At 70.2% G+C, this 22,157-nt stretch carries 27 protein-coding genes and 1 tRNA gene; 16 read left to right on the top strand and 12 right to left on the bottom strand.

All coding sequences use genetic code 11. The annotated features are described in order from the left end of the window. The first annotated feature begins 8 nt into the window (after positions 1-8). Positions 9-458, top strand: coding sequence for a hypothetical protein (locus AB0B61_RS37165; RefSeq protein ID WP_358442304.1), 450 nt, complete (start codon positions 9-11; stop codon positions 456-458). Here AB0B61_RS37165 and AB0B61_RS37160 read toward each other — a convergent pair. The 4 genes from AB0B61_RS37160 to AB0B61_RS37145 all read right to left on the bottom strand — a co-directional run bounded on the left by AB0B61_RS37160 (position 445) and on the right by AB0B61_RS37145 (position 4,701). Continuing rightward, positions 445-1,221 carry a hypothetical protein gene (locus AB0B61_RS37160; protein ID WP_358442302.1) on the bottom strand — a complete coding sequence of 259 codons (777 nt, stop codon included), beginning with the start codon at positions 1,219-1,221 and terminating at the stop codon, positions 445-447. The genes AB0B61_RS37165 and AB0B61_RS37160 overlap by 14 nt on opposite strands. Positions 1,222-1,291: 70 nt before the next feature. Then, positions 1,292-1,717 carry a hypothetical protein gene (locus AB0B61_RS37155; RefSeq protein ID WP_358442300.1) on the bottom strand — a complete coding sequence of 142 codons (426 nt, stop codon included), beginning with the start codon at positions 1,715-1,717 and terminating at the stop codon, positions 1,292-1,294. Positions 1,718-1,781: 64 nt separating this feature from the next. After that, the gene (gene nhaA, locus AB0B61_RS37150) at positions 1,782-3,578 is read right to left on the bottom strand and encodes a Na+/H+ antiporter NhaA (RefSeq protein WP_358442298.1); all 1,797 of its coding nucleotides are present in this window, start codon (positions 3,576-3,578) and stop codon (positions 1,782-1,784) included. Between the two features lie 175 nt (positions 3,579-3,753). Next, on the bottom strand, positions 3,754-4,701 hold the full coding sequence (locus AB0B61_RS37145; RefSeq protein WP_358442296.1) for a hypothetical protein: 948 nt from the start codon (positions 4,699-4,701) through the stop codon (positions 3,754-3,756). 196 nt (positions 4,702-4,897) lie between these two features. On the opposite strand from AB0B61_RS37145, the gene AB0B61_RS37140 reads away from it, so the two are divergent. Continuing rightward, entirely contained in the window at positions 4,898-5,548 is a 651-nt protein-coding gene (locus AB0B61_RS37140) for a TetR/AcrR family transcriptional regulator C-terminal domain-containing protein (RefSeq protein WP_358442294.1), read from the top strand. Between the two features lie 40 nt (positions 5,549-5,588). Here the strand turns inward: AB0B61_RS37140 and AB0B61_RS37135 are convergent, their stop codons facing one another. From AB0B61_RS37135 to AB0B61_RS37120, 4 genes are all read right to left on the bottom strand, one after another. Beyond that, positions 5,589-7,091 carry a M28 family peptidase gene (locus AB0B61_RS37135; RefSeq protein WP_358442292.1) on the bottom strand — a complete coding sequence of 501 codons (1,503 nt, stop codon included), beginning with the start codon at positions 7,089-7,091 and terminating at the stop codon, positions 5,589-5,591. Between the two features lie 176 nt (positions 7,092-7,267). After that, positions 7,268-8,257 carry a lytic polysaccharide monooxygenase gene (locus AB0B61_RS37130; RefSeq protein WP_358442378.1) on the bottom strand — a complete coding sequence of 330 codons (990 nt, stop codon included), beginning with the start codon at positions 8,255-8,257 and terminating at the stop codon, positions 7,268-7,270. A 41-nt stretch (positions 8,258-8,298) separates the two neighbouring features. After that, positions 8,299-9,600, bottom strand: coding sequence for a HAMP domain-containing sensor histidine kinase (locus AB0B61_RS37125; protein WP_358442289.1), 1,302 nt, complete (start codon positions 9,598-9,600; stop codon positions 8,299-8,301). Continuing rightward, positions 9,597-10,274 carry a response regulator transcription factor gene (locus AB0B61_RS37120; RefSeq protein WP_358442286.1) on the bottom strand — a complete coding sequence of 226 codons (678 nt, stop codon included), beginning with the start codon at positions 10,272-10,274 and terminating at the stop codon, positions 9,597-9,599. Before AB0B61_RS37120 ends, AB0B61_RS37125 begins: the two co-directional genes overlap by 4 nt. A 27-nt stretch (positions 10,275-10,301) precedes the next feature. On the opposite strand from AB0B61_RS37120, the gene AB0B61_RS37115 reads away from it, so the two are divergent. Beyond that, positions 10,302-10,895: a hypothetical protein gene (locus AB0B61_RS37115; RefSeq protein WP_358442284.1), complete on the top strand. Its 594-nt coding sequence runs from the start codon at positions 10,302-10,304 to the stop codon at positions 10,893-10,895. A gap of 84 nt (positions 10,896-10,979) precedes the next feature. Next, complete coding sequence (locus AB0B61_RS37110; protein ID WP_358442281.1) at positions 10,980-11,360, top strand: hypothetical protein; 381 nt, start codon at positions 10,980-10,982, stop codon at positions 11,358-11,360. A gap of 7 nt (positions 11,361-11,367) precedes the next feature. On the opposite strand, the gene AB0B61_RS37105 is transcribed toward AB0B61_RS37110, so the two are convergent. Then, positions 11,368-11,862: a DUF523 domain-containing protein gene (locus tag AB0B61_RS37105; RefSeq protein WP_358442278.1), complete on the bottom strand. Its 495-nt coding sequence runs from the start codon at positions 11,860-11,862 to the stop codon at positions 11,368-11,370. 184 nt (positions 11,863-12,046) lie between these two features. Between AB0B61_RS37105 and AB0B61_RS37100 the strand changes: the two genes are divergently transcribed. The 5 genes from AB0B61_RS37100 (at position 12,047) to AB0B61_RS37080 (ending at position 15,694) form a co-directional block, all read left to right on the top strand. Continuing rightward, entirely contained in the window at positions 12,047-12,409 is a 363-nt protein-coding gene (locus AB0B61_RS37100) for a hypothetical protein (RefSeq protein WP_358442275.1), read from the top strand. Further along, positions 12,406-12,786, top strand: coding sequence for a hypothetical protein (locus tag AB0B61_RS37095; RefSeq protein ID WP_358442273.1), 381 nt, complete (start codon positions 12,406-12,408; stop codon positions 12,784-12,786). The genes AB0B61_RS37100 and AB0B61_RS37095 overlap by 4 nt, the downstream gene beginning before the upstream one ends. A 30-nt stretch (positions 12,787-12,816) precedes the next feature. Further along, entirely contained in the window at positions 12,817-13,503 is a 687-nt protein-coding gene (locus tag AB0B61_RS37090; protein ID WP_358442270.1) for an SRPBCC family protein, read from the top strand. Between the two features lie 125 nt (positions 13,504-13,628). Then, positions 13,629-14,876, top strand: coding sequence for an MFS transporter (locus AB0B61_RS37085; protein WP_358442268.1), 1,248 nt, complete (start codon positions 13,629-13,631; stop codon positions 14,874-14,876). Further along, the gene (locus AB0B61_RS37080; RefSeq protein WP_358442265.1) at positions 14,873-15,694 is read left to right on the top strand and encodes a metal-dependent hydrolase; all 822 of its coding nucleotides are present in this window, start codon (positions 14,873-14,875) and stop codon (positions 15,692-15,694) included. Before AB0B61_RS37085 ends, AB0B61_RS37080 begins: the two co-directional genes overlap by 4 nt. Here the strand turns inward: AB0B61_RS37080 and AB0B61_RS37075 are convergent. Continuing rightward, positions 15,681-16,418 carry a dienelactone hydrolase family protein gene (locus AB0B61_RS37075; RefSeq protein WP_358442263.1) on the bottom strand — a complete coding sequence of 246 codons (738 nt, stop codon included), beginning with the start codon at positions 16,416-16,418 and terminating at the stop codon, positions 15,681-15,683. The two genes, AB0B61_RS37080 and AB0B61_RS37075, sit on opposite strands and share 14 nt — an antisense overlap. Before the next feature lie 90 nt (positions 16,419-16,508). Here AB0B61_RS37075 and AB0B61_RS37070 point away from each other — a divergent pair, with 90 nt between their 5' ends. Together AB0B61_RS37070 and AB0B61_RS37065 are read left to right on the top strand one after the other, a co-directional pair. Further along, on the top strand, positions 16,509-16,724 hold the full coding sequence (locus AB0B61_RS37070; RefSeq protein ID WP_357648152.1) for a helix-turn-helix domain-containing protein: 216 nt from the start codon (positions 16,509-16,511) through the stop codon (positions 16,722-16,724). A 4-nt stretch (positions 16,725-16,728) separates the two neighbouring features. After that, complete coding sequence (locus AB0B61_RS37065; RefSeq protein WP_358442260.1) at positions 16,729-17,259, top strand: Clp protease N-terminal domain-containing protein; 531 nt, start codon at positions 16,729-16,731, stop codon at positions 17,257-17,259. 132 nt (positions 17,260-17,391) lie between these two features. On the opposite strand, the gene sigJ is transcribed toward AB0B61_RS37065, so the two are convergent. Further along, a complete protein-coding gene (sigJ, locus tag AB0B61_RS37060; protein ID WP_358442257.1) occupies positions 17,392-18,285 on the bottom strand; it encodes an RNA polymerase sigma factor SigJ in 894 nt (297 codons plus the stop codon). A gap of 76 nt (positions 18,286-18,361) precedes the next feature. Here sigJ and AB0B61_RS37055 point away from each other — a divergent pair. From AB0B61_RS37055 to AB0B61_RS37045, 3 genes are all read left to right on the top strand, one after another. Next, positions 18,362-18,434, top strand: a tRNA-Ala gene (locus tag AB0B61_RS37055). 376 nt (positions 18,435-18,810) lie between these two features. Then, the gene (locus AB0B61_RS37050; RefSeq protein ID WP_358442254.1) at positions 18,811-19,098 is read left to right on the top strand and encodes a hypothetical protein; all 288 of its coding nucleotides are present in this window, start codon (positions 18,811-18,813) and stop codon (positions 19,096-19,098) included. After that, positions 19,095-19,523, top strand: a complete 429-nt coding sequence (locus AB0B61_RS37045; protein WP_358442251.1) for a type II toxin-antitoxin system VapC family toxin — start codon at positions 19,095-19,097, stop codon at positions 19,521-19,523. The genes AB0B61_RS37050 and AB0B61_RS37045 overlap by 4 nt, the downstream gene beginning before the upstream one ends. A gap of 69 nt (positions 19,524-19,592) precedes the next feature. On the opposite strand, the gene AB0B61_RS37040 is transcribed toward AB0B61_RS37045, so the two are convergent. After that, positions 19,593-20,420 carry a trypsin-like serine protease gene (locus tag AB0B61_RS37040; protein WP_358442249.1) on the bottom strand — a complete coding sequence of 276 codons (828 nt, stop codon included), beginning with the start codon at positions 20,418-20,420 and terminating at the stop codon, positions 19,593-19,595. A 310-nt stretch (positions 20,421-20,730) separates the two neighbouring features. On the opposite strand from AB0B61_RS37040, the gene AB0B61_RS37035 reads away from it, so the two are divergent. Beyond that, on the top strand, positions 20,731-21,543 hold the full coding sequence (locus AB0B61_RS37035; RefSeq protein WP_358442247.1) for a hypothetical protein: 813 nt from the start codon (positions 20,731-20,733) through the stop codon (positions 21,541-21,543). Then, positions 21,540-22,154 carry a hypothetical protein gene (locus tag AB0B61_RS37030; protein WP_358442244.1) on the top strand — a complete coding sequence of 205 codons (615 nt, stop codon included), beginning with the start codon at positions 21,540-21,542 and terminating at the stop codon, positions 22,152-22,154. Before AB0B61_RS37035 ends, AB0B61_RS37030 begins: the two co-directional genes overlap by 4 nt. Positions 22,155-22,157: the final 3 nt, after the last annotated feature.

Genomic DNA, 22,157 nt, shown 5'->3' with positions numbered 1-22,157 from the left:
TCGTCCGCATGAACGACTTCGACTTCCTCTCCGGCTCCTGGAACGTCATCAACCGCAGGCTCGTCAAGCCGCTGACAGGCAGTGACGAGTGGGACGAGTTCCCCGGCATCAGCGTGGCCAGCCGCCACTTCGACGGCGCGGCGAGCTTCGACGAGATCAAGTGCCCGACCAGGGGGTTCTCCGGGCTGACCATCCGGATCTTCAACCCCGCGACCAAGCAGTGGTCGATCTACTGGGCGAGCACTTCCAGGGGCTCGCTCGACACGACGCCCATGGTCGGCGCCTTCGACGGCGACCGGGGCGAGTTCTACGGCGAGGAACAGCACGAGGGCGCGTCAGTACGCTGCCGGTTCATCTGGACGCGCGGCCTGGACTCCTGCCGGTGGGAGCAGGCCTTCTCGGCGGACGGCGGGCAGACCTGGGAGACCAACTGGACCATGGACTTCACGCGGGCGTGACGCTGTCGAGCACCCCGTCGAGGGCCCGGCGGGCGGCGTCACCGTCGGGCACCGTGCTGCCGTACACGTAGGAGAGGCCGCCGTCGGCGGTGTGCACCGCCACGATGCGGACATAAGCCGGATCCTTGGTGGCGCTCTTGAACACCACCCGGAACGACGCCGTGGCCGCCGGCTGGCCGCCGACCTCCAGCGCCCGGGTGCGCAGGCCGTCCCGGCTGCCCAGGTCGGGCAGGAACCGCCGGGCCGTGTCCAGCGCCACGGCGTCGGCCCTGGCCTGCAACTGCTCGGACGTGGCGGCGCCGCCGATGCCGCCCTGCTGCTGCGGGAAGGCGACCACGACCGCGCCGCCCGCGGCGATGCCCGAGGTGTAGGACGGCCGATCGGCCTTCGTCCAGCCCGCCGGGATGAGGTACGAGACCTGGGCCTTGGCGTCGGTGACCCGTTGCGAGGCCGGTTTGACGGTCGGCGGCGAGCCCGGTTTGACGGGTGGCTCGACGGTGCTCCGGGCCCACAGGAGGGCGACCACGGCCACCACGACCACCAGGATCGCGATCCCACCGACCACGACCACCCACCACCAGCCCGACTTCGGCGGCTTGGCCTCGTATTGGGGGACGTCGGGGAGCATGTCGGGGGTGTACGGCAGGCGCTGGGTGTAAGGGCTCTGGCCGGGGTCCTGGTGGGATGGCTCGGGTTGCGGCCAGCGGTGCCTGATGGTCCGGTTGGGGTCGGGGCCGGGCTGATCCGGCGGCTCTGGAGTCATGATCCCCTCGGACGTCCGCAGAGAGCTTTTATCCAGACATTGTCACATTCCTTGGCGATCGGGCGGCCGGTTAGCCCTGCGGGTTCTGCCATCCGGGCCGCTCGGGGTCCTGCCAGCCCGGCTGCTGGCTCGGGGGCGGCTGCGGCGGGGACTGCGGCTGCCACTCGGGCGGCGGCTGGGCCGGTGTGCGGCGGGCGACCACGGCCCAGATCAGCAACCCCACGCCGACTGCGGTGATGAGCGTGCTGATCGTCTCTATCGCGGCCAGCACGATGTTGAACGAGTTGACGCCGACCGCGCGGATCAGGCTGTCCAGCGAGAAGAGGCGCACGATGCTGATGAGCTCGGGGAACAGGAGCGCGATACAGCCGAACATCCCCAAGGTGGCCGCCCGGCCGTGCTCCGCCTTCGCCTTGGCCGTCAGCACGACACCCACGATCAGCAGGCTGCCCATCAGCAACCGGAGGATGAGGTAGATCAGATTGGCTAATGACATATGTCCTCGTCTTTCGGCTCCGGCACGCACGCACTTTCGAGCGGACTCTCGTCGAGACGCGACCTTACGGGGATCGACGCGCGCTTTCCACTGCCCTGGTGATCGAACGGAGATCCAGGTCGCCCTGGTAGCGGACGCCGTTCAGGAACAGCGTGGGCGTGCCGCGGACGCCGCTCGCGCGGCCCGACTCCTCGTCCCGGTCGACTCGCGCGGCCTGCGCGGGCACGTCGGGCCACGGCTCGACGTCCAGCTCGGCGGCGTAGCGGGCCAGGTCGGTGTCGGTCAGGAAGCGCTGGTTGTCGAAGAGGGTGTCGTGCATCTCCCAGAACCGGCCCTCGCTCGCCGCGGCCTCGGCGACCACCGCGGCGGGAAAGGCCCGGGGGTGCACCGTGCGCAGCGGGAAGTGCCTGAACACGAGGCGCACGTCGGCGGACTTCCGCAGCAGCTCGCTCAGGACCGGATGGAGAGCGCCGCAGTAGGGGCACTCGAAATCGCCGTACTCCACGATCGTCACCCGCGCGTCCGCCGGCCCCCGTATGTGGTCGCCGGGTCCCACGGGCTCGGTCAGCAGTACGGGGAGTTCCTCCTCCGGCTCGGCGTCGGGAGGCGCGCACACCCCGCCCCGGTCCCAGGCCATCCGGAAGATCGCCCCACCCATCAGCGCCGCCAGCAGCGAACCGGCCAGGATGCCGATCTTCGCCTGGCTCTGCACCGCCGGATCGTCGAAGGCCAGGTCCACGATGAACAGCGCCACCGTGAACCCGATGCCGGACACCGCCGCCCCGCCCAGCAACTGCCCCCAGACCAGGTTGCCGGGCAGGATCCCCCAGCCGAACCTCAGCGGCAGCCAGGTGCCCAGCGAGATGCCGACGAACTTCCCCAGCAGCAGTCCGCCCGCCACCCCGATCGTGATGGGCGAGGTCAAAGCCGTGCGCAGCGCCTCGGCGTCGAGCCGGACACCCGCGTTGGCCAGCGCGAAGATCGGCACGATCACGTAACTGCTCCAGGGGTGGAGCAGGAGCTGCAGCCGCTCGTTGACGGACACGGCCCGCCGCAGCGTGCGCGCCGCCACCCTGGCCGCCTGCGGGCTCGGGTCGCTGGTGAACTCGTGTACGGCCTCGTCGGCGCGGAGCAACTTGCGGTCGCTGGGCGCGTACACGAACACCAGGATGCCCAGCGCGATGCCGACCAGCGTCGGATGCACGCCGCTCTCCAGCGTGGCCACCCACAGCGCGAACCCGAGCACGATGTACGCGGGCGCCCGCCAGATCCTCAGCCACCGCAGCGTCATGATCGCCGCCAGCAGCGCCGCCGCGACCACCAGGGCGATGACGTCCAGGCTCGCGGTGTAGAAGAGCGCGATGATGATGATCGCCAGCACGTCGTCGACGATCGCCAGCGTCAGCAGGAACACCCGCAACGGCTCCGGGCACCGCGCGCCCACGATGGCGAGCATGCCGAGCACGAACGCGGTGTCGGTGGCGATCGGCACCCCCCACCCACCGGCCGCGGGCCCACCCGCGTTCAGCGCCAGGTAGACAGCGGCGGGCACCATCATCCCGCCCAGCGCCGCCACCGTCGGCACCGCGATCAGCCGCCGATCCCGCAACTGGCCGAGCCGCGCCTCGTACGAGATCTCCAGGCCGATGAGGAAGAAGAAGACGGTCATGAGGCCGTCGTTGACCCAGTGGCGCAGGTCGAGCTCGAACGTGGCGCTGCCGAACGACAGGCCCATGCCGGTGTGCCAGAAGGATTCGTACGTGCCGCCCCAGGGGGAGTTCGCCCACAGCAGGGCAAGCAGGGTGGCCGCCAGCAGCACGCTGGTGCCGCCGGTCTCGGTCTTGAAGAACGCCCGCAACATGTCTGGACCCCCGGCGTCCGATGATAGGCGGCGCGCGGGTGAGACCGAAGGTGGGCTGCGAGGTTCGCTTCGCATCGGCCGCCCCACCGCGCTTCAGGGGTGGAGCGGCTGGTCGGAGCACTTCCGGGGTGGTGAGGGGGCTGCTCGGGACAGGAGCCGCGCCGCTACCGGATGCTCACGAGTTCGGGGTAGGAGTCGGGGTCTCGGAGATCGTCGGGGTCGGGGTCGGGGTCGGGGTATCTGGGGTATCTGTGGGGGTCTCGGGCGGGGTCACGGTCTCGGTGGGTGTGGGGCAGGAGGTCGGGGTCCGCCAGGTCGGCGGGTTCATCCACCACTGCTTCGACTGCCACCAGCCGTGGCTCCGGAAGTTCTTGGTGGGCCTCGACAGGTCGAAGACGTAAGCGGCCGTCGCCGTCGCTGTTGGTGCGATGGTCTCGGTGGGTGCCAAGGTCGCCGCGGCTGTGGGTGTTTCCGCAGGCGTCTCGGTCGGAGTCTCGGTGGGCGTTTCGGTCGGCGTCTCTGTAGGGGTCGCTGTGGGGGTCTCGGTCGGCGTCTCGGTGGGTGTCGGTGTGGGCGTTTCGGCGGGGGGCGTTGCGCCGGTGTCGCTGTCGGTGGTGGCGGTCACCGACACCCAGTCGCCCTCCTTGATCTTGCTGGTACCGCGGCGTCCCTCGATCGTACGGGTGGACTCGCTGATCGCGTACACCTTCTCGAAGCCGTCCTGGCTCTTCACGGTGATGGAGTCCGCCGCGACGGCGGTCGCCTGTCCGGTCTGGGCGAGCAGCGTGACGACGCCGCAACCGTCCTTGGTCGCCACCGCGAACTCGCCGTGCATCGCGCCGACGAAGCCCCACGGGCTGATCGGCGGCAATTCGGTCGCGGTGGGGGTCTCGGTCGGCGTCTCGGTGGGTGTCTCGGTGGGTGTCTCGCTGACCGTGACCGTGGGCGTGGGAGTCGGCGTCTCCGCCGGTGTTCCCGACGCCGCCGCGGCCACTCCGATCCCGCTCGTCGCCATCAGGGCGGCGGTCGCGGCAACGATCAGCGGTCGTGGGACGCGCCTGCGCGGCTCGTCCGGTCCGATCGACAGGTCCTCGTTTGGGTGGTCAGAACGCGTGGGCGTCACTATGTCCTCCAGCTGAGTTGCTCCGATTCAATCCCGGCGGGTCTAAACCGGGAGTAAGCCGGACGGCAGTCACATGTGCCCCGCGCTGCCATCGCGTACCACTGGAAACGGAGAACCGCAGGTGACGGCCCGTTTGGCGGAACTAAGCTAATAATTGATGAACAGGGCCACGCGGCCCCGATTGAGTCGCGAAACGATGATCGAGACGGCGCTGCGGCTGCTCGACGAGGTCGGGCTGGAGGGGCTGACGGTGCGCCGGCTCGCCGCCGAGTTCGGCGTCCAGTCGCCCGCGCTCTACTGGCACATCCGCACCAAACAGCAGTTGCTCGATGGGATGGCCGACGCGATCATCCTGGCCTCCGGGATGGGACCGCCCGGCGACGAAGAGTCCTGGCAGGAGTGGCTCGCCCGGCGCGCCCGCGCCTACCGGGACTCGCTGCTCGCGCACCGCGACGGCGCCCGCATCGTCTGCGCCGCGGTTCAGCTCCGGCCGGCGACGGTCCGGATGTTCGATGAGGAGTTGAGCGCCATGGTCGAGCGCGGATTCACGCCGGCTCAGGCGCTGCGGACGATCACCGGTATCACCCACTATGTCAACGGCTTCGTCCTGCAGAGACAGGTGCGGGCGGAGCGCCAGGACTCCGCCGCTCCGCCGGGCGAGCGGCTCGCCGCCCTGGCGGCCCGGCCCGATCGCGGGGCTTCGGCCCCGCTGATCGCGGCCCTCCTGGAGGGCGGTGATCCGCTCGGGGAGGAGGCCTTCGACCACGGGCTGCGCGCGTTCATCGACGGTACGGCCGCCGCCCTCCGGGCCTCCGGACGGCAACCCCACGTGCCCGGACAGCAATGAGCCCAGGCCCCGCGCGGCCCGGGCTCATTGGGTCATCTCCCTACCGGGTGATCTTGACGTCGTCCACGCCCGCCTCGACCAGGCTGGCCCCTGACGCGTCGGCGGCCTCGATCACGATGCGGACGCTCTGCCCGGCGAAGGCGGAGACGTCGGCGGTGGCCGTACTCCAGGCCCCGTCGCGGTTGCTCGCGGCCCCCAGCTGCTGGAACACCGTGCTGGACGTGTTCCCCACCACCCTGACGCGGAAGAAGTCGGCGGTGGAGGCGTTGCTGCCGTGCGCGAGATACCACGAGAGCGACAGCCTGAGCGTCCCGCCGGTCGGCAGGGTGATCGCCGGCGACTGGATCGAGGTGGTGCCGCCGTCCAGATCGTTCTCGCCCGCGCTGGCCCCGGCCAGTCTGCCGGTGACCAGGTCGTTCGTGCCGCTCACCGTGGTGCCGAGCTGCTTGGTGCCGCTGGAGGTCGTCGCCTCCGGGTCGCCGCGCTCCCACTGGCCGGTGGTCGCGGTGTCGGTGCCGCCGGCGTTGGTGACCCAGCCGTTGGCGCTCTCGAACGTGTCCGACCAGACGGTCACGGGCGGCGTGGCGGTGGCGATCGTCCAGACGGAGTAGGCGATGGCGTCGGCGTTGCGGTCGAGCGCGGTGTCGTTGATGTTGGCGGTCGTGTCGCAGGACCGGTGGTAGCAGGCGTCGAACGCCTGGCCCGCCGTACCGCCCCAGAGCTGCGCCTGCGCGCTCGACTTGATCCCCTCCGCGCCGGTGAACGTGCCGCCCGCCGCGATGCCGACCGCGATGAACGGTCCGTAGTCGGAGCGGCCGTCGAAGTCGGTGCCGCGGGTCGGGACGCCGATGGAGGAGAAGTACGCCGCCAGGGTCTGCTCCAGCTGCGCCGACCCGGCCGGGCCCGGCCCGGAGCCGGTGCCGTCGGAGTTGTCGCCGTCGTAGAGGAAGTAGCCGGGGTTGGGGGAGCCGACCATGTCGAAGTTCAGGTACGCCTTGATCTTGGTACGTTCGGCGGCCGCCAGGTTGTTCACATAGAACTGCGAGCCGCGCAGCCCCAGCTCCTCGGCGCCCCACCAGGCGAAGCGCAGGTGCTTCGTGGGCTGCAGCGCCTGGCGCGAGACCTCCAGCGCGACCTCCAGGATCGACGCCGAGCCCGAGCCGTTGTCGTTGATGCCGGGTCCGGCGGTGACGCTGTCGAGATGGGAGCCGGTCATGAGGATGTCGTTGGGGTCGCCGCCCGGCCAGTCGGCGATCACGTTGTAGCCGGTGGCGCCGTTGTAGGTGAACGACTGCAGCGTCGTGGTGTACCCGGCGGCGTCCAGCTGGCCCTTCACGTAGTTGGCCGAGGCCAGGTAGCCGGGCCGGCCGTGCGCGCGGGTGCCGCCGTTGTTGGTGGCGATCGTCTGCAGCTGCGTCAGGTGGGCCTTGACGTTGGTGAGCGAGATGTTCGGCGGTGCCGCCGCGACGGCCGCCGGTGTGGGGGCGCTGAGCACCAGGGGTAAGGCCAGCGCGAGAGCACCTAATGCCGTGAGGAGCTTCATCGGGGGGTCCTCCGTGGGGGGTGGACAGAGGTCAGGTCGCTATCCCGGTCTGGGATGTATGGCAGGCGCGGACAGCCCCGTAAACAGCCGCGCTGCCTGAACGTAACTAGCGGACTTGATCCTGAGAAGACCCATTTGTCACAGCTGTCCACATAAGGACGGTCGGGGGGCGCCGCTCAGGCCCGTACGGTAAGGACGGTGCGGGCCTGGCCGCCGTTCCGGCAGTAGACGATCACCGGGTACGTGCCTGCTCGGGCGGCCCTGAACGACGGCGTCCAGGCGGCGGTCGGCGCCGGGGCGAGCGCCTGGCGGGGGTTGAAGGCGCCGGAGGCCACGCCGCGTACCTTGGACCCGCCGCACACCGCCGTGACGGTCACCTGCCCGCCCACCCTGGCCGAGGCGGGGCTGACCCCGGCACCCGCGTTGATCGCCGACAGGGCGATGCCGCCGGGCTGCTGAGCCGGCGGAGCGCTGGTCGGCTGCGTGGTGGGCTTGCTGGTCGGGGCGGTGGTGGGTCCGGTGGTCGGAGTGGTCGTGCCGCCGCCGAAGGTCACGTCCGAGCAGGAGTAGAACGCCTCGGGGCTGTCGCTGCGCTGCCAGATGGAGTAGATCAGGTGGCGGCCTTGCTTGGCGGGCAGCTTGCCCTGGAGGTTGTAGGCGCCGTCCGTCAGCGCGGGGTCCCGCTGGGTGAGGAACGGCTTCGACTCCAGGTCCGACCACTTCAGCGGCTTCGACGGGTCATAGCCGTCCTTGGTGACGTACAGCTCGAAGGAGCCTTTGTGCGGAGCGGTCGACCGGTAGCGGAAGGTGAACGAGGCGCCGCTCGACATGCTGGTGGCGGGCCAGTCGGCGCGGGCCTGGTCGAAGCCGCGGTACTTGTCGCGGCCCGCGCTGCACAGCTTGCCGTCCGGGATGAGCTCGCGGTGCCGGCCCGCGGCGTTCGCCAGGTTGACCTCGTTCCAGTCGTAGAGGGGCTGGGTGCCGCCGAGTTCCACGGCCTTCTTGCAGGCGGCGGACTTGGGGCTCTCCGGGTTCTCGTTGTAGCAGACCAGGGTCCGGCTGGGCGGGTTGTTCATGGTGCCGTGGGCGTCGGCGACACCGGTCAGGACGAGCAGTGTGGCAGCGGTCAGGGTGGCGGCGGCGAGCGCCTTGCGCTTGATCTGCATGTAGATCACGTTGAAGCATGAAAAGGGGCGAAAAATGCTCTTTAAACCGCTCTTAAGGTTGACTTAGGTGCCTTTTCAGTGCGGCGGATCCAGACCTGGACCTGCGCCCCGCCCAGCGACGAGCGGTCCAGCCGGAGTGACCCGCCGGTCGACTCCGCCAGGCGGCGGGCGATGTCCAGGCCGAGCCCGGTCGAGCCGGCGCCGCTGGTGCCCCGCTCCAACGCCGCCTCCGGATCCGCGATGCCGGGCCCGGCGTCGGAGATCAGGATGCCGACCGTGTCCTTGCCCTCGTGCAAGGACACGCTGAACGCGGTCCCCTCGGCCGTGTGCCGGAACACGTTGCCCAGCAGCGCGTCGACCGTCGCCGTCAGCTCGGTGGCGGGCACCGGCACCCGTACCGGCAGCGTCGCGCCGATGAGCTGCCACGGCCGCTGCTGGTCCTCCGCCAGCGCCGACCAGAACGTCAGCCGGTCGCGCAGCACCTCCGCCGCGTCGCAGACCCGGTCGGCGCGCGACGGCCGCCTGGCCGCGGAGATGATCGTGTCCACCTCGCCCTCCAGCCGGGCCAGCGCCTGTCTGCTCGGCTCGGCCTGCGTGCCGAGCTGGTCGAGGCTGAGCCGGAGCGCGGTGAGCGGCGTACGCAGCCGGTGTGACAGGTCGGCGGCCAGCTCGCGTTCGGCGGCGAGCAGGTGGGTGACCCGGTTGGCCATCGCGTTGAACGCGTTGGCCGCCGCGACCAGCTCCGGCGGCCCCTCGGGGTAGATGCGCTCACTCAGGTCGCCCGCGCCCAGCGCGGTGGCCGCCGAACCGAGCCGGCGGGCCGAACGGACCACGCGGGCGCCCAGCCGGTCGCCGACGAGCACCGAACCGAGCACGAGCACCACGGCCACACCGGTCAGCACCGCCCACGACGTGCCGACCCCCCGGTTCAGGTCATCGGCGGGCACGAAGACCTCGATCACCGCGCCCCGGTCACCGTCCAGCGCGACCGGCCGGAGCAGCACCTGGCCCGCCGGCAGCTCGACGGTGTCGGCCCTGGTCTGCGCCGCCGCCCGCGCCACGTCGGCGGCCGGGGCACGGGACGTGCCCGTGGTCGGGCCGCCGTTGACGTGGATGGCCAGCAGGCCGCGCCGGCCCGCCTCGGTACGCGCCATCGCGTGGGCGAGGTCGTCTGTCTTGGTGCTCAGGGCCAGCACCGGGACCAGCGCCGACGCCTGGCGTTCGGCACCGGAGGCCGCCCTGCTCTGCGCCGTCTCCTTGACGATCAGGGCGAGCGGCACCAGGAAGGCCAGCGCCACCATCGAGGTGACGGCGACCATCAGCACGGCCAGCGCCCGCCTCATCGGGGCGCGGACAGCATGAAGCCGACACCCCGGACGGTATGCAGGTAGCGGGGGTTCGAGGCGCTTTCGCCGAGCTTGCGGCGTAACCAGGACAGGTGTACGTCGATGGTCTGGTCGTCCCCGTACGCCTGGTGCCAGACCTCGGTCAGCAGCTCCTTGCGGGCGACGACCCGGTCGGCCCGCGTGGCGAGGTAGGCGAGCAGGTCGAACTCGCGCCTGGTCAGCGTGAGCGGCCCGCCGTCCAGCGCGGCCGCCCGCCGGTTGACGTCGACCACCAGCCCGCCGACGCGCAGCACCTGTGGCGGCGGCGCGGACCTGGCCCGGCGCAGTACGGCGTCCAGCCGGGCACCCAGGTGGTCACCGGAGAACGGCTTGACCAGGTAGTCGTCGGCTCCCGCTTCCAGCAGCCTGACGATCTCGGCCTCGTCGTCGCGGGCCGTGGCCACGATGACCGGTACGTCGGAGATGCCGCGCACCATCTTCAGCGCCTCCGAGCCGTCGAGGTCGGGCAGGCCGAGGTCGAGGATGACGGCGTCGGGCGGGTTCTGGGAGATCTCCCGCAGGGCGTCCAGGGCGCAGCCCGCGCTGCGTACCGCGTGCTGCCGGCCGGCCAGCTCGCGGATGATCGCCGAACGGACGAATTCATCGTCTTCCACTACGAGAACCGTCGCCATGCGCACCAACCGTCCATAATTCGTCCCATGCGTCGAGCCCTTGGATACATCGTGGTCTGGTGTGGAGCCACCGTGATCGCGGTCTCAGTGTCGTGGTTCGGCGTGCGCGGTGTCTTGCGTACCGAGTTCGTGGACGATGTCCAGGTTGAGCCGTTCCTGGCGCAGGCGGTCGCGGACGGCGACCATGCGCCCAGCCAGGCGCCCGCTCCCGCCAAGACGCCCGCTCCCATCAGGACGTCCACTCCCACGAAGACGGCCACTCCCACGAAGACGGCCACTCCCACTAGGACGGCCACCCCCACGAAGACGGCCACCCCCGCCAGGACGCCCGCTCCCACCAGCACGGCGGCTCCCACCAAGCCCGCGGCGCGGAAGACGCAGGCGCCCGCGCCCACCAGCACCCCGAAGAACCTGCGGGTGGTGTCGGTGAAGGGCGGCGAGGTGGCGTTCACCCTGGGCCCCGACGGCTGCCGCCTGGTGTCGGCCACTCCCAGGAGCGGCTACTCCACCAAGGTCGCCAGGAACACCGGCTGGATCAGGGTGGACCTGGTCAAGGGCGAGCACGGCTCGGGGGTGTGGTGCATCAGCGGCGAGCAGCGCACCGACACCTGGGAGTACTGATGGCGCTCACTACTACGGACGGAGTAGCCGAGCCATAGCCGTACAGCCGATTCCCAGCGCCGCCCCAGGTGCGAACGTGACCGCATGGACGCACTGCGGAAAGCGCTGGGAGCCCTCTCGGCGGCCTACGCGCTGATCTTCTTCTGCGCGGCGCTGCTGCACACCGGGCTCCCGCTCGGCCCGCTGCGCGAGCCCGTGATCGTGCCGGCGACGATCGTGGAGACGCTCTGCGGCCTGGCCATGCTCGTGGGCGCCCACGGCGCGCTGAAGCGCCGGCCGTGGGCGTGGGACGGCTTGTTCCACACGCACGCGGGCGCGCTGGCCGGGGTGCTGATGGGGATACTCGCGATGGCGTTCGGCGCCGCCGAGACGACCGCGCTGAACACCTGGTATCACCGCACGATGGCGGCGCTGCTGATCGCGGGCCTGGCCGGCGCCGGCTATGTGTCGAGGGTGCGCAGGTAGGCGTCGGCTACGCGTCGAGGGTGCGCAGGTAGGCGTCGGCCTCGGCGACGTGGTCCTCGGTGAAGACGCGGATCCCGTTGAGCTCCAGCAGCGCCGTGGTGACGCCCTGGCCGGGCGTGCGGCGGCCCCGGAACGTGCCGTCGTAGATGGTCAGCGCGCCGCACGAGGGACTGCCCTCCTTCAGCACCGCCACCCGGATGCCGAACGAGCGGGCGACGGCCAGCGCCGACTGGGCGCCCGCCAGGAACTCGGCCGTGACGTCGGCCCCGTCGGCGGTGAGCACACGGGCGGCCCCCGACAGCACGGCCGCACCGCTCACGCCGCCCTCGATCTCGGCGGCCGGGCGCGGGGTCGGCAGCCCGCCTTCCACCTCGGGGCAGAACGGCACCAGACGGCCCTCCTCGCGCCAGGCGGCGAGCCGGGCGTCGGCGCTGGTCTTGGCGCCGCCGTCATAGCGCACCCGCCGGCCCATCAGGCAGGCGCTGACGAGGACTCTCTCCATACAGACGATTTTAGGAGCGCGATCGGCACCAGCGAGACGGCGGGCCAGCGCGATCGCGCAGCCGAACGGCTCGGTGACCGCCTGCCCTGGTGAAGACCTGCGGGAGTACGGCCAGCGGCGCCACGTCTCAACTGGCCGCTGGACGGAATCGAGGGCGACCTACCCGGGCGATAGCCTTTTCCCGATGAACACCACCGTCGCCACGATCGTGATCGCCGGCTCGCTGCTGCTCGCCCTGGCGAGCCTGATCGCCGCGATCCGCAACCGGTCCATGGGCATGATCCTGCTGGTCGGGTTCGCCGTGCTGGAGGTGGCGGTGCTGGTCCAGGCGGGCATCGTGATCGCCGCGGTGGTCGGCGGCCAGGGCCCCGCCGAGAAGGGCACGCTCTACGGCTACCTCGCCGGGCAGGCGGTCATCCCGCCGGCGGGGGTCTTCCTCGCGCTGGCCGAGCGGAGCCGCTGGGGGCCGGCGATCCTGGCCGTGGCCGGGTTCGCGATCGCGGTGATGACGGGCCGGCTGCTGCAGCTCTGGCAGGGCCTCCCGTGAGCGGGCCGGCGATCGGCAGCGGGCCGGGCCGGGCGCTCATCGCCGTCTACGGGCTCTTCGCGCTCGCCGCGGGCGCGCGGGCCACGGTGCAGATCCTCACCAAGTTCGGCGAGGCGCCGCTGGCCTACACGCTGTCGGCGCTCGCCGCGCTGGTCTACATCCTGCTCACCGTCGCGCTGGCCCGTGGCGCGCGCACCCTCGCGCTGGCGGCGCTGGGCGTCGAGCTGGCGGGCGTGCTGCTCATCGGCACGGCCAGCGTCCTCGATCCGGCCGCTTTTCCGGAGGCCACCGTCTGGTCGGTCTACGGGAAGGGTTACCTGTTCATCCCGCTGGTCCTGCCGTTCGTCGGCCTCTACTGGCTGCTGCGCAGGCGTTAACGGGCCGGGGGCTCGGGCAGGGGGCCATCCATGAGCACGATCGAGCACTCCGTAGATGTCCAGGTCCCCGTCAGGGTGGCATACAACCAATGGACGCAGTTCGAGAGCTTCCCCGAGTTCATGGAGGGTGTCGAATCAGTCAAGCAGCTCAGCGACACACGTACGGCCTGGGTCACCGAGATCGCGGGAGTCAAGCGCGAGTTCGAGGCCGAGATCACCGAGCAGCACCCGGACGAGCGGATCGCCTGGCGGTCGGTCGACCGGCCGCACCAGGCGGGCGTGGTGACCTTCCACCACCTCGACCCGAACACGACCAAGGTCACGCTCCAGATGGAGTACGACCCTGAGGGCTTCGTCGAGACGGTCGGCGACTGGCTGCAGATCGTCCGCCTGCGCATCAGGAACGACATGGAACGCTTCAAGTCGTTCATCGAGTCGCGCGGCGGCGAGACCGGCGGCTGGCGCGGCGACGTGCCCGGGCCGCACCAGAGCGGCTCCGGCTACGAAACCGGTGACCACGCGGTTCCGCCCGTGACCGGCGACCGGCCGACCCCGCCCGGCGGTGGTGACCGGCCGATGCCGCCCGGCACCATCGGCGGTGGCGGCGAGTTCCCCGGCGGCGCGACGCTCCCGCCGCCCGGACCCGTGCCCACCCCTCCGCCGGGCCCGGTGCCCCCGCGTGACGAGCCGCCGCAGGAGCCGCGCCCCATCCTGTGATGGCTTCACCGCGAACCCCCCGGGTGTTCTCGGGGGGTTCGCCATGTTTAGGAATAAATGCGGGTTTCGGGCCTGTTAACATGGCGATTCATCCCATGACTTGATGAGTGGAGGACCGTCCCCGCATGAGCGTGCTCGCCCAAGAGACCGACCAAGAGTCCAAAGGCAGATCCCTTGTCTGGCTCCTCGTGCTGGGAATCGTCCTCGCGGCGCTCAACCTGCGTACCGCCGTCACCAGCGTGGGCCCACTGCTCGACCAGCTCGCCGGCGCGCTCGGCATGTCGAGCGTCGGCACCGGCCTGCTCACCACGCTACCCGTGCTGGCCTTCGCGACGGTCGGCGCGATCACGCCCACGCTGGCCAGGCGCGTCGGCGAGCACCGGCTGCTGCTGCTCGCGCTCGTCACGCTCGGCGTGGGCCTGCTCGTGCGCTCGCTGGTCGGCTCCGCGCCGGTGTTCCTGCTGAGCAGCGCGGTCGCGCTGTCGGGCGGGGCCGTCGGCAACGTGCTCATCCCGACGCTGATCAAGCGTCACTTCCCGGGCCGTACCGGGATCATGACCACCGTCTACACCGTGGCACTGGCCGTCGGCACCATGCTCGCCGCCGCGGCCACCGTACCGATCGAGCGCGCGTCAGGTGACTGGCACATCGCGCTCGGCGTGTGGGCGGCCCTGGCCGCCGTCGCCGTCATTCCGTGGCTTGCGCTCCTGCGCAGTGAGCCGGAGCGGCGCATCGGCCAGGAGGACGCGGGCATCCGCCGGCTCGTCAGGAGCAAGCTGGCCTGGATGGTCGCGATCTACTTCGGCACCCAGTCCATGATCGCTTACATCATGTTCGGCTGGCTCGCCACCATTCTCACCGACGGCGGCTACACCACCGGCCAGGCCGGGCTGCTGCTCGGCGTGTTCACCGCGTTGAGCATCCCGGTCTCGATCCTGGTGCCCGTCCTCGCCTCCCGCTTCCGCGACCAGCGGCCCGTGGTCGTCGGGCTCGTCGCCTGCTACGCCATCGGGTTCGCCGGGCTGTGGCTCGCGCCGATCTCGACGGCGGCGGTCTGGGTGACGTTCGTGGCGATCGGCATGGGGTCGTTCCCGCTGGCGCTGATGATGCTCGCTCTGCGTACACGTACGCCGGAGACCACCGCCGCGCTGTCGGCGTTCGGGCAGAGCGCCGGCTACCTGATCGCGGGTGCGGGGCCGCTGCTCGTGGGAGTGCTGCACCAGATGACCGGTGGGTGGACGCTGCCGTACGCGCTGATGTTCGCGGTGCTGGTCGTGCAGCTGCTCACCGGCCTGTACGCCGGACGCGACCGGTATCTCGAGGACGAGTCCCTGCCGGTGAACAAGGCCGTCCCTGCCAGAATGGGCGGATGAACTCGACAGTTGTCACCTTCCCCGACGGTCATGTCAGTGGCCGCTCGGAAATCGTCGGGGCCGTGCCGGCGGGGGGCCGGCACGGTCTCGTCGTCGCCGAAACACCGTTCCACCCGCTCGATCACACCTGGCCGGACCAGCCCGCCGACCGGGGCACGATCGGCGGGCTGCCGGTGGCCGACTGCGTCACGGGGGCCCAGTCGGGCACCGGCGAGATCTTCCTCGGCCCCGACATCCCGGTACGCCGGGGCACCGAGGGCTGGGCCTGGCTGGTCGTCCACGTGACCGAGACCCCGCTGCCCGTGGGGACCGAGGTCGCGCTGGAGGTGGACCCCGGCCATCGGGCGGCCCTGTCGGCCGGGCACACCGCCTGCCACCTGGCCGCACTCGCCCTGAACGCCGCCCTGGCCGGGCACTGGCGCAAGCCCGCGGCGCCCGACGGGCTCGGCCACCCGGACTTCGACCAGAGCGCGATCACCTCGTCGCGGATCTCCCCCTTCGGCAGCGAGGACGTCTACCGGCTCGGCAAGTCCCTGCGGAAGAAGGGGTTCTCCGCCGAAGGGCTGGATCTCTCGCAGGTCACCTCCGACGTGAACGACCGGCTCAAGGCGTGGGTCGCGGCTGAGGCGGCGGTCTGGCTCGACGTGCCGGGGCCCGGGCTGACGGCCCGCCGTACGTGGCACTGCGCGCTGCCGGAAGGGGAGACCTCGATCCCGTGCGGGGGCACGCATGTCCGGGGTACGGCGGAGCTCGGGGTCGTCACGGTCGAGCTGGATCTTCAGGATGCCGCGCTGACCATGCGTACTACTTGTCGCTGAGGAAGGCGAGCACCCGCTGCCAGGCGTCGGCGCAGGCCTCCTCGTGCCCGGCGGCGGTGGCGTCGAAGAAGCCGTGCGGGGCGCCCGGGTACGTGATCAGCTCGTGCGCCACCCCCGCCTCCGTCAGCGCCGCGCCGAACTCGCTCACCTGCTCACCGGTGATCTTTTCGTCGGCGCCCCCGAACAGGCCCAGGATCGGCGCGCCCAGCTCGGCCGCGTGCTGCGTCGGCCCGGGACCGTACGGGCCCACGATGCCCGGCGCGCCGTAGAAGCCGATCACGCCCGCCAGCCCGAAGCGCGGCGCCGATGCCAGGAACGCGTTGCGCCCGCCCGCGCAGAACCCGAGCGCCACCGCCGGCCTGCCCAGCCGGTCGGCCGCGGCCATGATGTCGTCCTGGATGCTCTCCCTGCCGAGCTTGGAGACGTGCTCCATGAAGGGGAAGTCCTCGCCCCGCTCATCGTCGGTGGCGGTCCTGCCGTAGTAGTCGATGGCGATGGCCGGGTGGCCCTGCTCCGCCAGCCGTACGGCCAGCTGCTTGTAGAAGTCGTGCAGCCCGCGCAGGTCGGGCAGGATGACCACGCCCGGCCCGCGGACGTCGTCGGGACGGGCCTCGTAGGCGGCGAACGCGGTGCCGTCGGCCGAGGTCAGCCTTATGCCGGCGGCGCTCGTGCCGGTGATGGGGGCGGTGGGGGCGGGTGGTTTCGCATCGTCGTCGTAGCACATGATGGGGCGAAATTACCAAAGCACCGACTCGGCCGACAGGCGTGTCAGCATGTGTTGACAAGCGGGTGCTTGTCAGCACATGCTGACACCATGAAGGTCAACGAGCTGGCCGAGGCGGCCACCGATCGCGATCCCGGCGTGGGTCTGGCGGCCGTGGCCGCCCTGAGGGCGCTGCTGGAGGAGCTCGAGGCCACGCACGTGTCCAACGCCCGGGACCAGGGGTGGTCCTGGGAGCAGATCGCCGACGCCCTCGGGGTCAGGCGGCAGTCCGCGCACCGCAAGCACGCTCGCCGAGTCGGAAGGTAGCCACATGCTCGCCAGATTCACCGACCCCGCCCGCCGCACGCTGATCAGGGCCGGCACGCTGGCCCTCGACGCGGGACGTCCGGCGCTCACCCCTGAGCTCCTGCTGCTCGCCCTGGCCGAGGTCCGGCCCTTCTCGCTGGAGCGGTTCACCGTGACGGCTGAGGACGTACGGGGGCAGGTGGATCTCGGTGACGCCCGTGAGCTGCTGGCCACTCTGGGGATCGACCTCGACGCCGTGCACCGCCGTACCAGGGAGGGGACCTCCGACCCCGCGCGGTGGCGGCTGACGCGGTCGCGCATCAAGCCGCTGCGGGTGACCCTGTACGGGCCGTTGGGGGCGGTGCCGCTGGCCATGCACGTGCGCAAGGCGGTGGAGGTGGCGATGTGGCGGCCGGGGGCGGTGACGGGGGAGCGGCTGCTTTGGGGGTTGCTCGCCGATTGCTCGAACGGGGTGGGGCGGATTCTGCGGGACGGCGGGGTGGACTTGCGGGCGCTGGTGGAGGAGGCGGGGATACCGGTGGCTCGGACGGCGTAGTGGTGGTTGAGGGGGCTTTCGGTGGCCCGGACTTTGCACAGTGGTGGTTGGGGAGCGGCGGCGCTGGTCCGGATGGCGTAGTGCTGGTGGAGGGCGCGGGGGTGCCGGTGGCCTGGAGGGCGTGGCGGTGCGTCAGGACGGGGTTTCGAGGTGGGTGATCTTGTCTGGGTTCGCGATGAGGTAGATGGTGTCGATCTTGCCGTCCGTGACGAGCAGGGAGATGACGGTGATGACCCGGTCCGCGGCCGAGACGACCACGGCGGGTGCGCCGTTCACGTTCGCCAGGTCGTACGACAGGGTGACGGAGTCGCTCGCGCCGATCGAGGCCATGAATTTGGCGACGCCGTCGGGGGTGGCGATGGACGTCAGGAAGCGCGTCACGTTCGCGGCGCCGGTCAGGGCGCGCAGCGGGGAGCGGGCCTTGCCGCCGCCGTCGCTCACCAACGTCACGTCGGTGGACAGCAGCTCGATCAGCCCGTCCAGGTCACCGCTGGTGGAGGCGCGGATGAAGCGTTCGGTGATGCGCCGCCGCTCGCCGCGGTCCACGTCGAAACGGGGCCGCTTCTCCTGTACGTGATCGCGGGCCCGCCTGGCCAGCTGCCGCGTGGCGGGCTCGGCCCGGCCGATCACCTCGGCGATCTCGGAGAACGGCAGATCGAACGCCTCCCGCAGCACGAACACCGCCCGCTCCAGCGGTGAGAGCGTTTCGAGCACCACGAGCAGCGCGAACTCGACGGAATCGGCCAGCTCCGCGTGCTCCGCCATATCAGGCGTGGTGCTGACGGGCTCGGGCAGCCACGGGCCGACGTACGACTCGCGCCGCGACTTCGCCCACCGCAGCCGGTCGATGGCCAGCCGCGACGTGATCCTGACCATATACGCCTTGGGATCGGCGACGGTCGTCTCATCCACGCCGGACCAGCGCAGCCACGCCTCCTGCACCACGTCCTCGGCATCGGCCACGCTGCCCAGGATCCGGTACGCGACGCCGGTCAGCAGGCTGCGGTGGTCTTCGAAGGTCGACATGAGACTTAAGACGTATCACGGGGGATCGTGTGTGACACAGACGCGCCCGGATTCCGATACACTAGCAACGCATCAAGGGGCTATAGCGCAGCTGGTAGCGCACCTCCATGGCATGGAGGGGGTCTGGGGTTCGAATCCCCATAGCTCCACTCGTCGGCGGGGTTGGTTTGGTTGCTCGCCCCCTTCGGGGGCTTCGCTTCCCTGCGGCCTCCTCGTTGTTTACCCCGGGGGATAACCCCCGGACCCCCAGCGTCGGGCCAATCGGCCTTCGCTTCGCTCCGGGCTGTTTTCTTTTCCCCACAATCGGCTTCGCCTCTTCTGGCGCTTCGCGCTTGGGGGCTTCAGGCGGTTCTTCCAGTCGGGCCTGGTCCCGACCCCTGTACGGCCTCGCTTCGCTCGGTCGTTCTTATTTGCGCTTCGCCTGTGTGTTCCTCGTTGAAGCTTTCATGCCCCAGGCATCGATCGCTGGGCCGGAGAGATCATGACGCTGTGGTACATCGTGGCACGGCCGGGTATTATTGAGCCATGAACGCTCCGAAGCCTCGTCCGACCGAGGTGAGCGTGCGCCAGTTCGTCAACGACTCCGGTAGCGTCACGCGTGGCCTGCGCGAGGGAAAGCGCTACATTTTGACGATCAACGGCGAGCCGCTCGCCGAAGTAAAGCCGATCAAGCGTCGCCGGTTCGTTCCCACAGCTGAGGCTCAGGCCGTCTTTGCCACCGCCCCGGCTGTTGACTGGAGTGAGGTGCGGGCTGATCTGGACACGATGATCGATGACGAGCTACGCGACCCATTCGACGGGACCGGCCTGTGATCCGGCATGAGCGAGGCGTTCTCGACACCGACATCGTGGCCGCCTTCAAGCTCTTTGATCCCGCCGAACTGCCCGCGGAGTCGGCGATCACCGCTGTTAGCCTCGGCGAGCTGTCGCGCGGTCCCTACGCCACCGATGATCCAGTCAAGCGTGCGGGGAGGGTCGCGGTGCTCCAGCATGCTGAAGCGGCATTCGGTGATCCGCTGCCGTACGACGCCGAGGCGGCCCGCGTGTTCGGGCAGATCTGTGCTGTCGTGTACACGCAGGGTCGACAGCCACGAAGCCGGACCGCCGACTTGATGATCGCCGCGACGGCCGCCAGTAACGAACTGCCCTTGTTCACCGCGAACCCCAAGGACTTTGACGGGCTGGAACGGCTCGTGAACGTGGTCGCCGTGACGCGACCGGATGGCGCGACGGGCTAGCCTCAAGACCGGAAGTGAGCTTTGTAGCATTTTTGCGCCACATGTTGCGGGACTCTTGCTGGGAAGGCCTTACCGGAGGTCGGCGGGGGAGTCGGCGGCTTCGGGAAGAGCGACGTACTTGCCGAGGAACTGCCGGGCTGACGGCTTGTCCAGGCGGTAGTCGTAGTTGGTTCCCTTGCAGGCGTCGTCGGCGCCGCTGATCGACGTGGCCACGAGGAGATGCGAGTCGGGGCCGCCCAGGAAGTTCGGGCCGCCTGAGTCGCCGAAGCAGGTGCTGCCGTCCTCATTGGAGGCCAGGGACAGGTCCAGCCATTTGCCGGACAGGTTCTCGAAGGAGATGGACGCCTGGCGGCGAGTGTCGGTGTAGTGCCACTGCTCGCCGTGCCCTTCCTTGGCCTGGGAGCCGTGCTCACCCTTGGCCGGGGACAGGGCGCCGTACCCGACGGGGGTGAAGTGTGCGGACTTCAGCTTGCCGTCGGCCTTGAGGCGGTCGAGCATGCCCGCCTCCGGCAACTGGGCCGGGCGGATGCCCGTGACGGGCTTGTCGAAGACGACGACTGCCATGTCGTGCAGATCCGAGTCCGTCGAGAATCGCGGGTCGGGGATGTACCGGCCGGCGTAGAGCTGGTCGCCGCGCGTGTAGTGATGGGAGAAGGAGACCTGGGCCGTCTTCTGATTCCGCTCCCCGCAGTGCGCGGCGGTGAGGAAGACCGTCGGCGAGACGAGGGTGCCGGTGCAGTACGCCCAGGTACCGTCGGAGTGCGGCTTCTCGGCGACGAGTGCCCCTACTTCCGGATGGGCGTCACCGTCGTCCGAGCCGTTGGTGATGGCTGCCGCGGGCGTGGCTGAATAAGCAATCGTGGCAGCAAAAACTAGGACAAAAGGGACGTAGCGCATCTGAGGAGTGTAGGCGGAACGTAGCCTCCGCCCGGCATTCAGCGCGAAAAATTTACCCGCGCACAGGGCTGCTGTGACGCTTGAGAGTGCGGGGACGCGGGATTCGGCGATGCGGCCGAACTCATGGGCGCCATGGACTGATCTTGCGAAGTCGTCGGGCGATTGAGAAGAGCCGATCTGCCCTCCGTAACCCAATGGTTGCTTTACGTGTGCTTAGGTAGTCCTTTGACAAGTTTGTGGGCCGGAGTGGGGTTGAAGGGTGTCAAAGTACGGCTGGCGTCACTCGGCGTTCGCGCCTGTGGTGGGCCTGATGGTTTCCGCGCTGCTGCTCGTGGCCGGGGCGGTGGAAACGTTGCTGGTCTCCGTGGGCGCGACCACGGCCCCGGCGGCCGCGGAGGTCGTGGTCACGCTGATCATCGCGGTGTTCCTGACCACTGTTCTCAGGCTGGTCAGGGCCGTACCGGATATCCGGCGGGAGAGCGCCGCGACCGCGCGGGCCGTGGCGAACGTGCAGGCGGTGAAGCCGAACGACGACACGCTGGTGGGGCGGCGCCTCAAGCTGTTCAAGGAGGCGGCCGAGGCCGGGAACGACTGTGAGGCGGTGCTGGGCGCCCGCTCCGCGCTGGACGACAGCGAGATGGCCAACAAGCACCACCTCGACCACGCGCTCATCTGGGCGCTGCCGGTGTTCGGGTTCATCGGCACCGCGCTGACGATGGCCGCGATGGTCAGCTCCTTCTCCAACGCCCTGGACAACCAGGGGGACCCCAGCGTGCTGATCACCGCGCTCAAGCAGCACGTGCTGCCCGAGCTGGCGTCCGCGTTCGGCGTCACCCTGGTCGCGCTGTTCCTGAGCGTGCTCGCCTTCGGTGGGATGGCGCTGATCGAGCGGGCGGAGCGGGCCAGTGTGGTGGCCGCCGATGAGGTGTTCCTCATCTATATCGCGCGCCTGCCCGTCAAGCAGGTGGCGCCCGCCATGACGGGGCTCACCCAGGAGCTGTCGCAGTCCAGAGGCAGGACCGAGGAGCTGGTCAAGGGTCTGGACGCGCTGCGCACGGCGGTGGAGCGGTTGAGCGCCGCCGAGAGCCGGCCGCAGAAGTACACGCTGGTGAGGGAGCAGTGAGGAAGCGGGCCGTCAGATCGTTCGCGCCGCCGCTCGACCTGCGCTTCATCGACCTGTTCATGTCCATCGTCCTGGCGCTGTCCTTCGTGGCGATCATGCTGACCGTCGTGGCGCGGATGCTGCCGACGGACGTCTCCACGCCGCCGCGTCAGGAGACGCGCCAGAGCGTGGCCCAGCTGCAGAAGCAGCTCGACGCCGCCATGCTGGCCAAGCGGAAGGCCGAGACCGAGCTGCGCGCCACGCAGGCGCAGATCGCCGAGCAGACCGCCTTCGCGCTGCCGTGGTGGCTGATCGGGTTCTGCGCGCTGCTCGGGGTGCTCACGGTGTTCATGAGCTGGCGGATCCGGCTGTGGAACAACGGGAATCTACCGCGTATACGCAGCTGGCTGATGGTGACTGTAGTGGTGGCTGCGGTGACCGTGGTGATCAGGTCGCTGAGTGACAGTGACGGTTATCTGCTGCTCGCCGAGATCCCCTGGTGGGGCGCCGACGCCCTCTGCCTCGGGCTGTTGCTGGTCGCGTACGTGCTGATCTCCGACATCCGGGCCAGCCACGCCGCGCTCGGCCAGATCAAGGTGCGGTCGGCGCGCGGACCGGTCCCGGAGCGATAGAGG

The organism is Nonomuraea sp. NPDC049158 (assembly GCF_040648335.1).
Taxonomy (GTDB): domain Bacteria; phylum Actinomycetota; class Actinomycetes; order Streptosporangiales; family Streptosporangiaceae; genus Nonomuraea.
The sequence above is the reverse complement of the archived record's forward strand: the minus strand, read 5'-3'. Positions and strand labels throughout refer to the sequence as shown.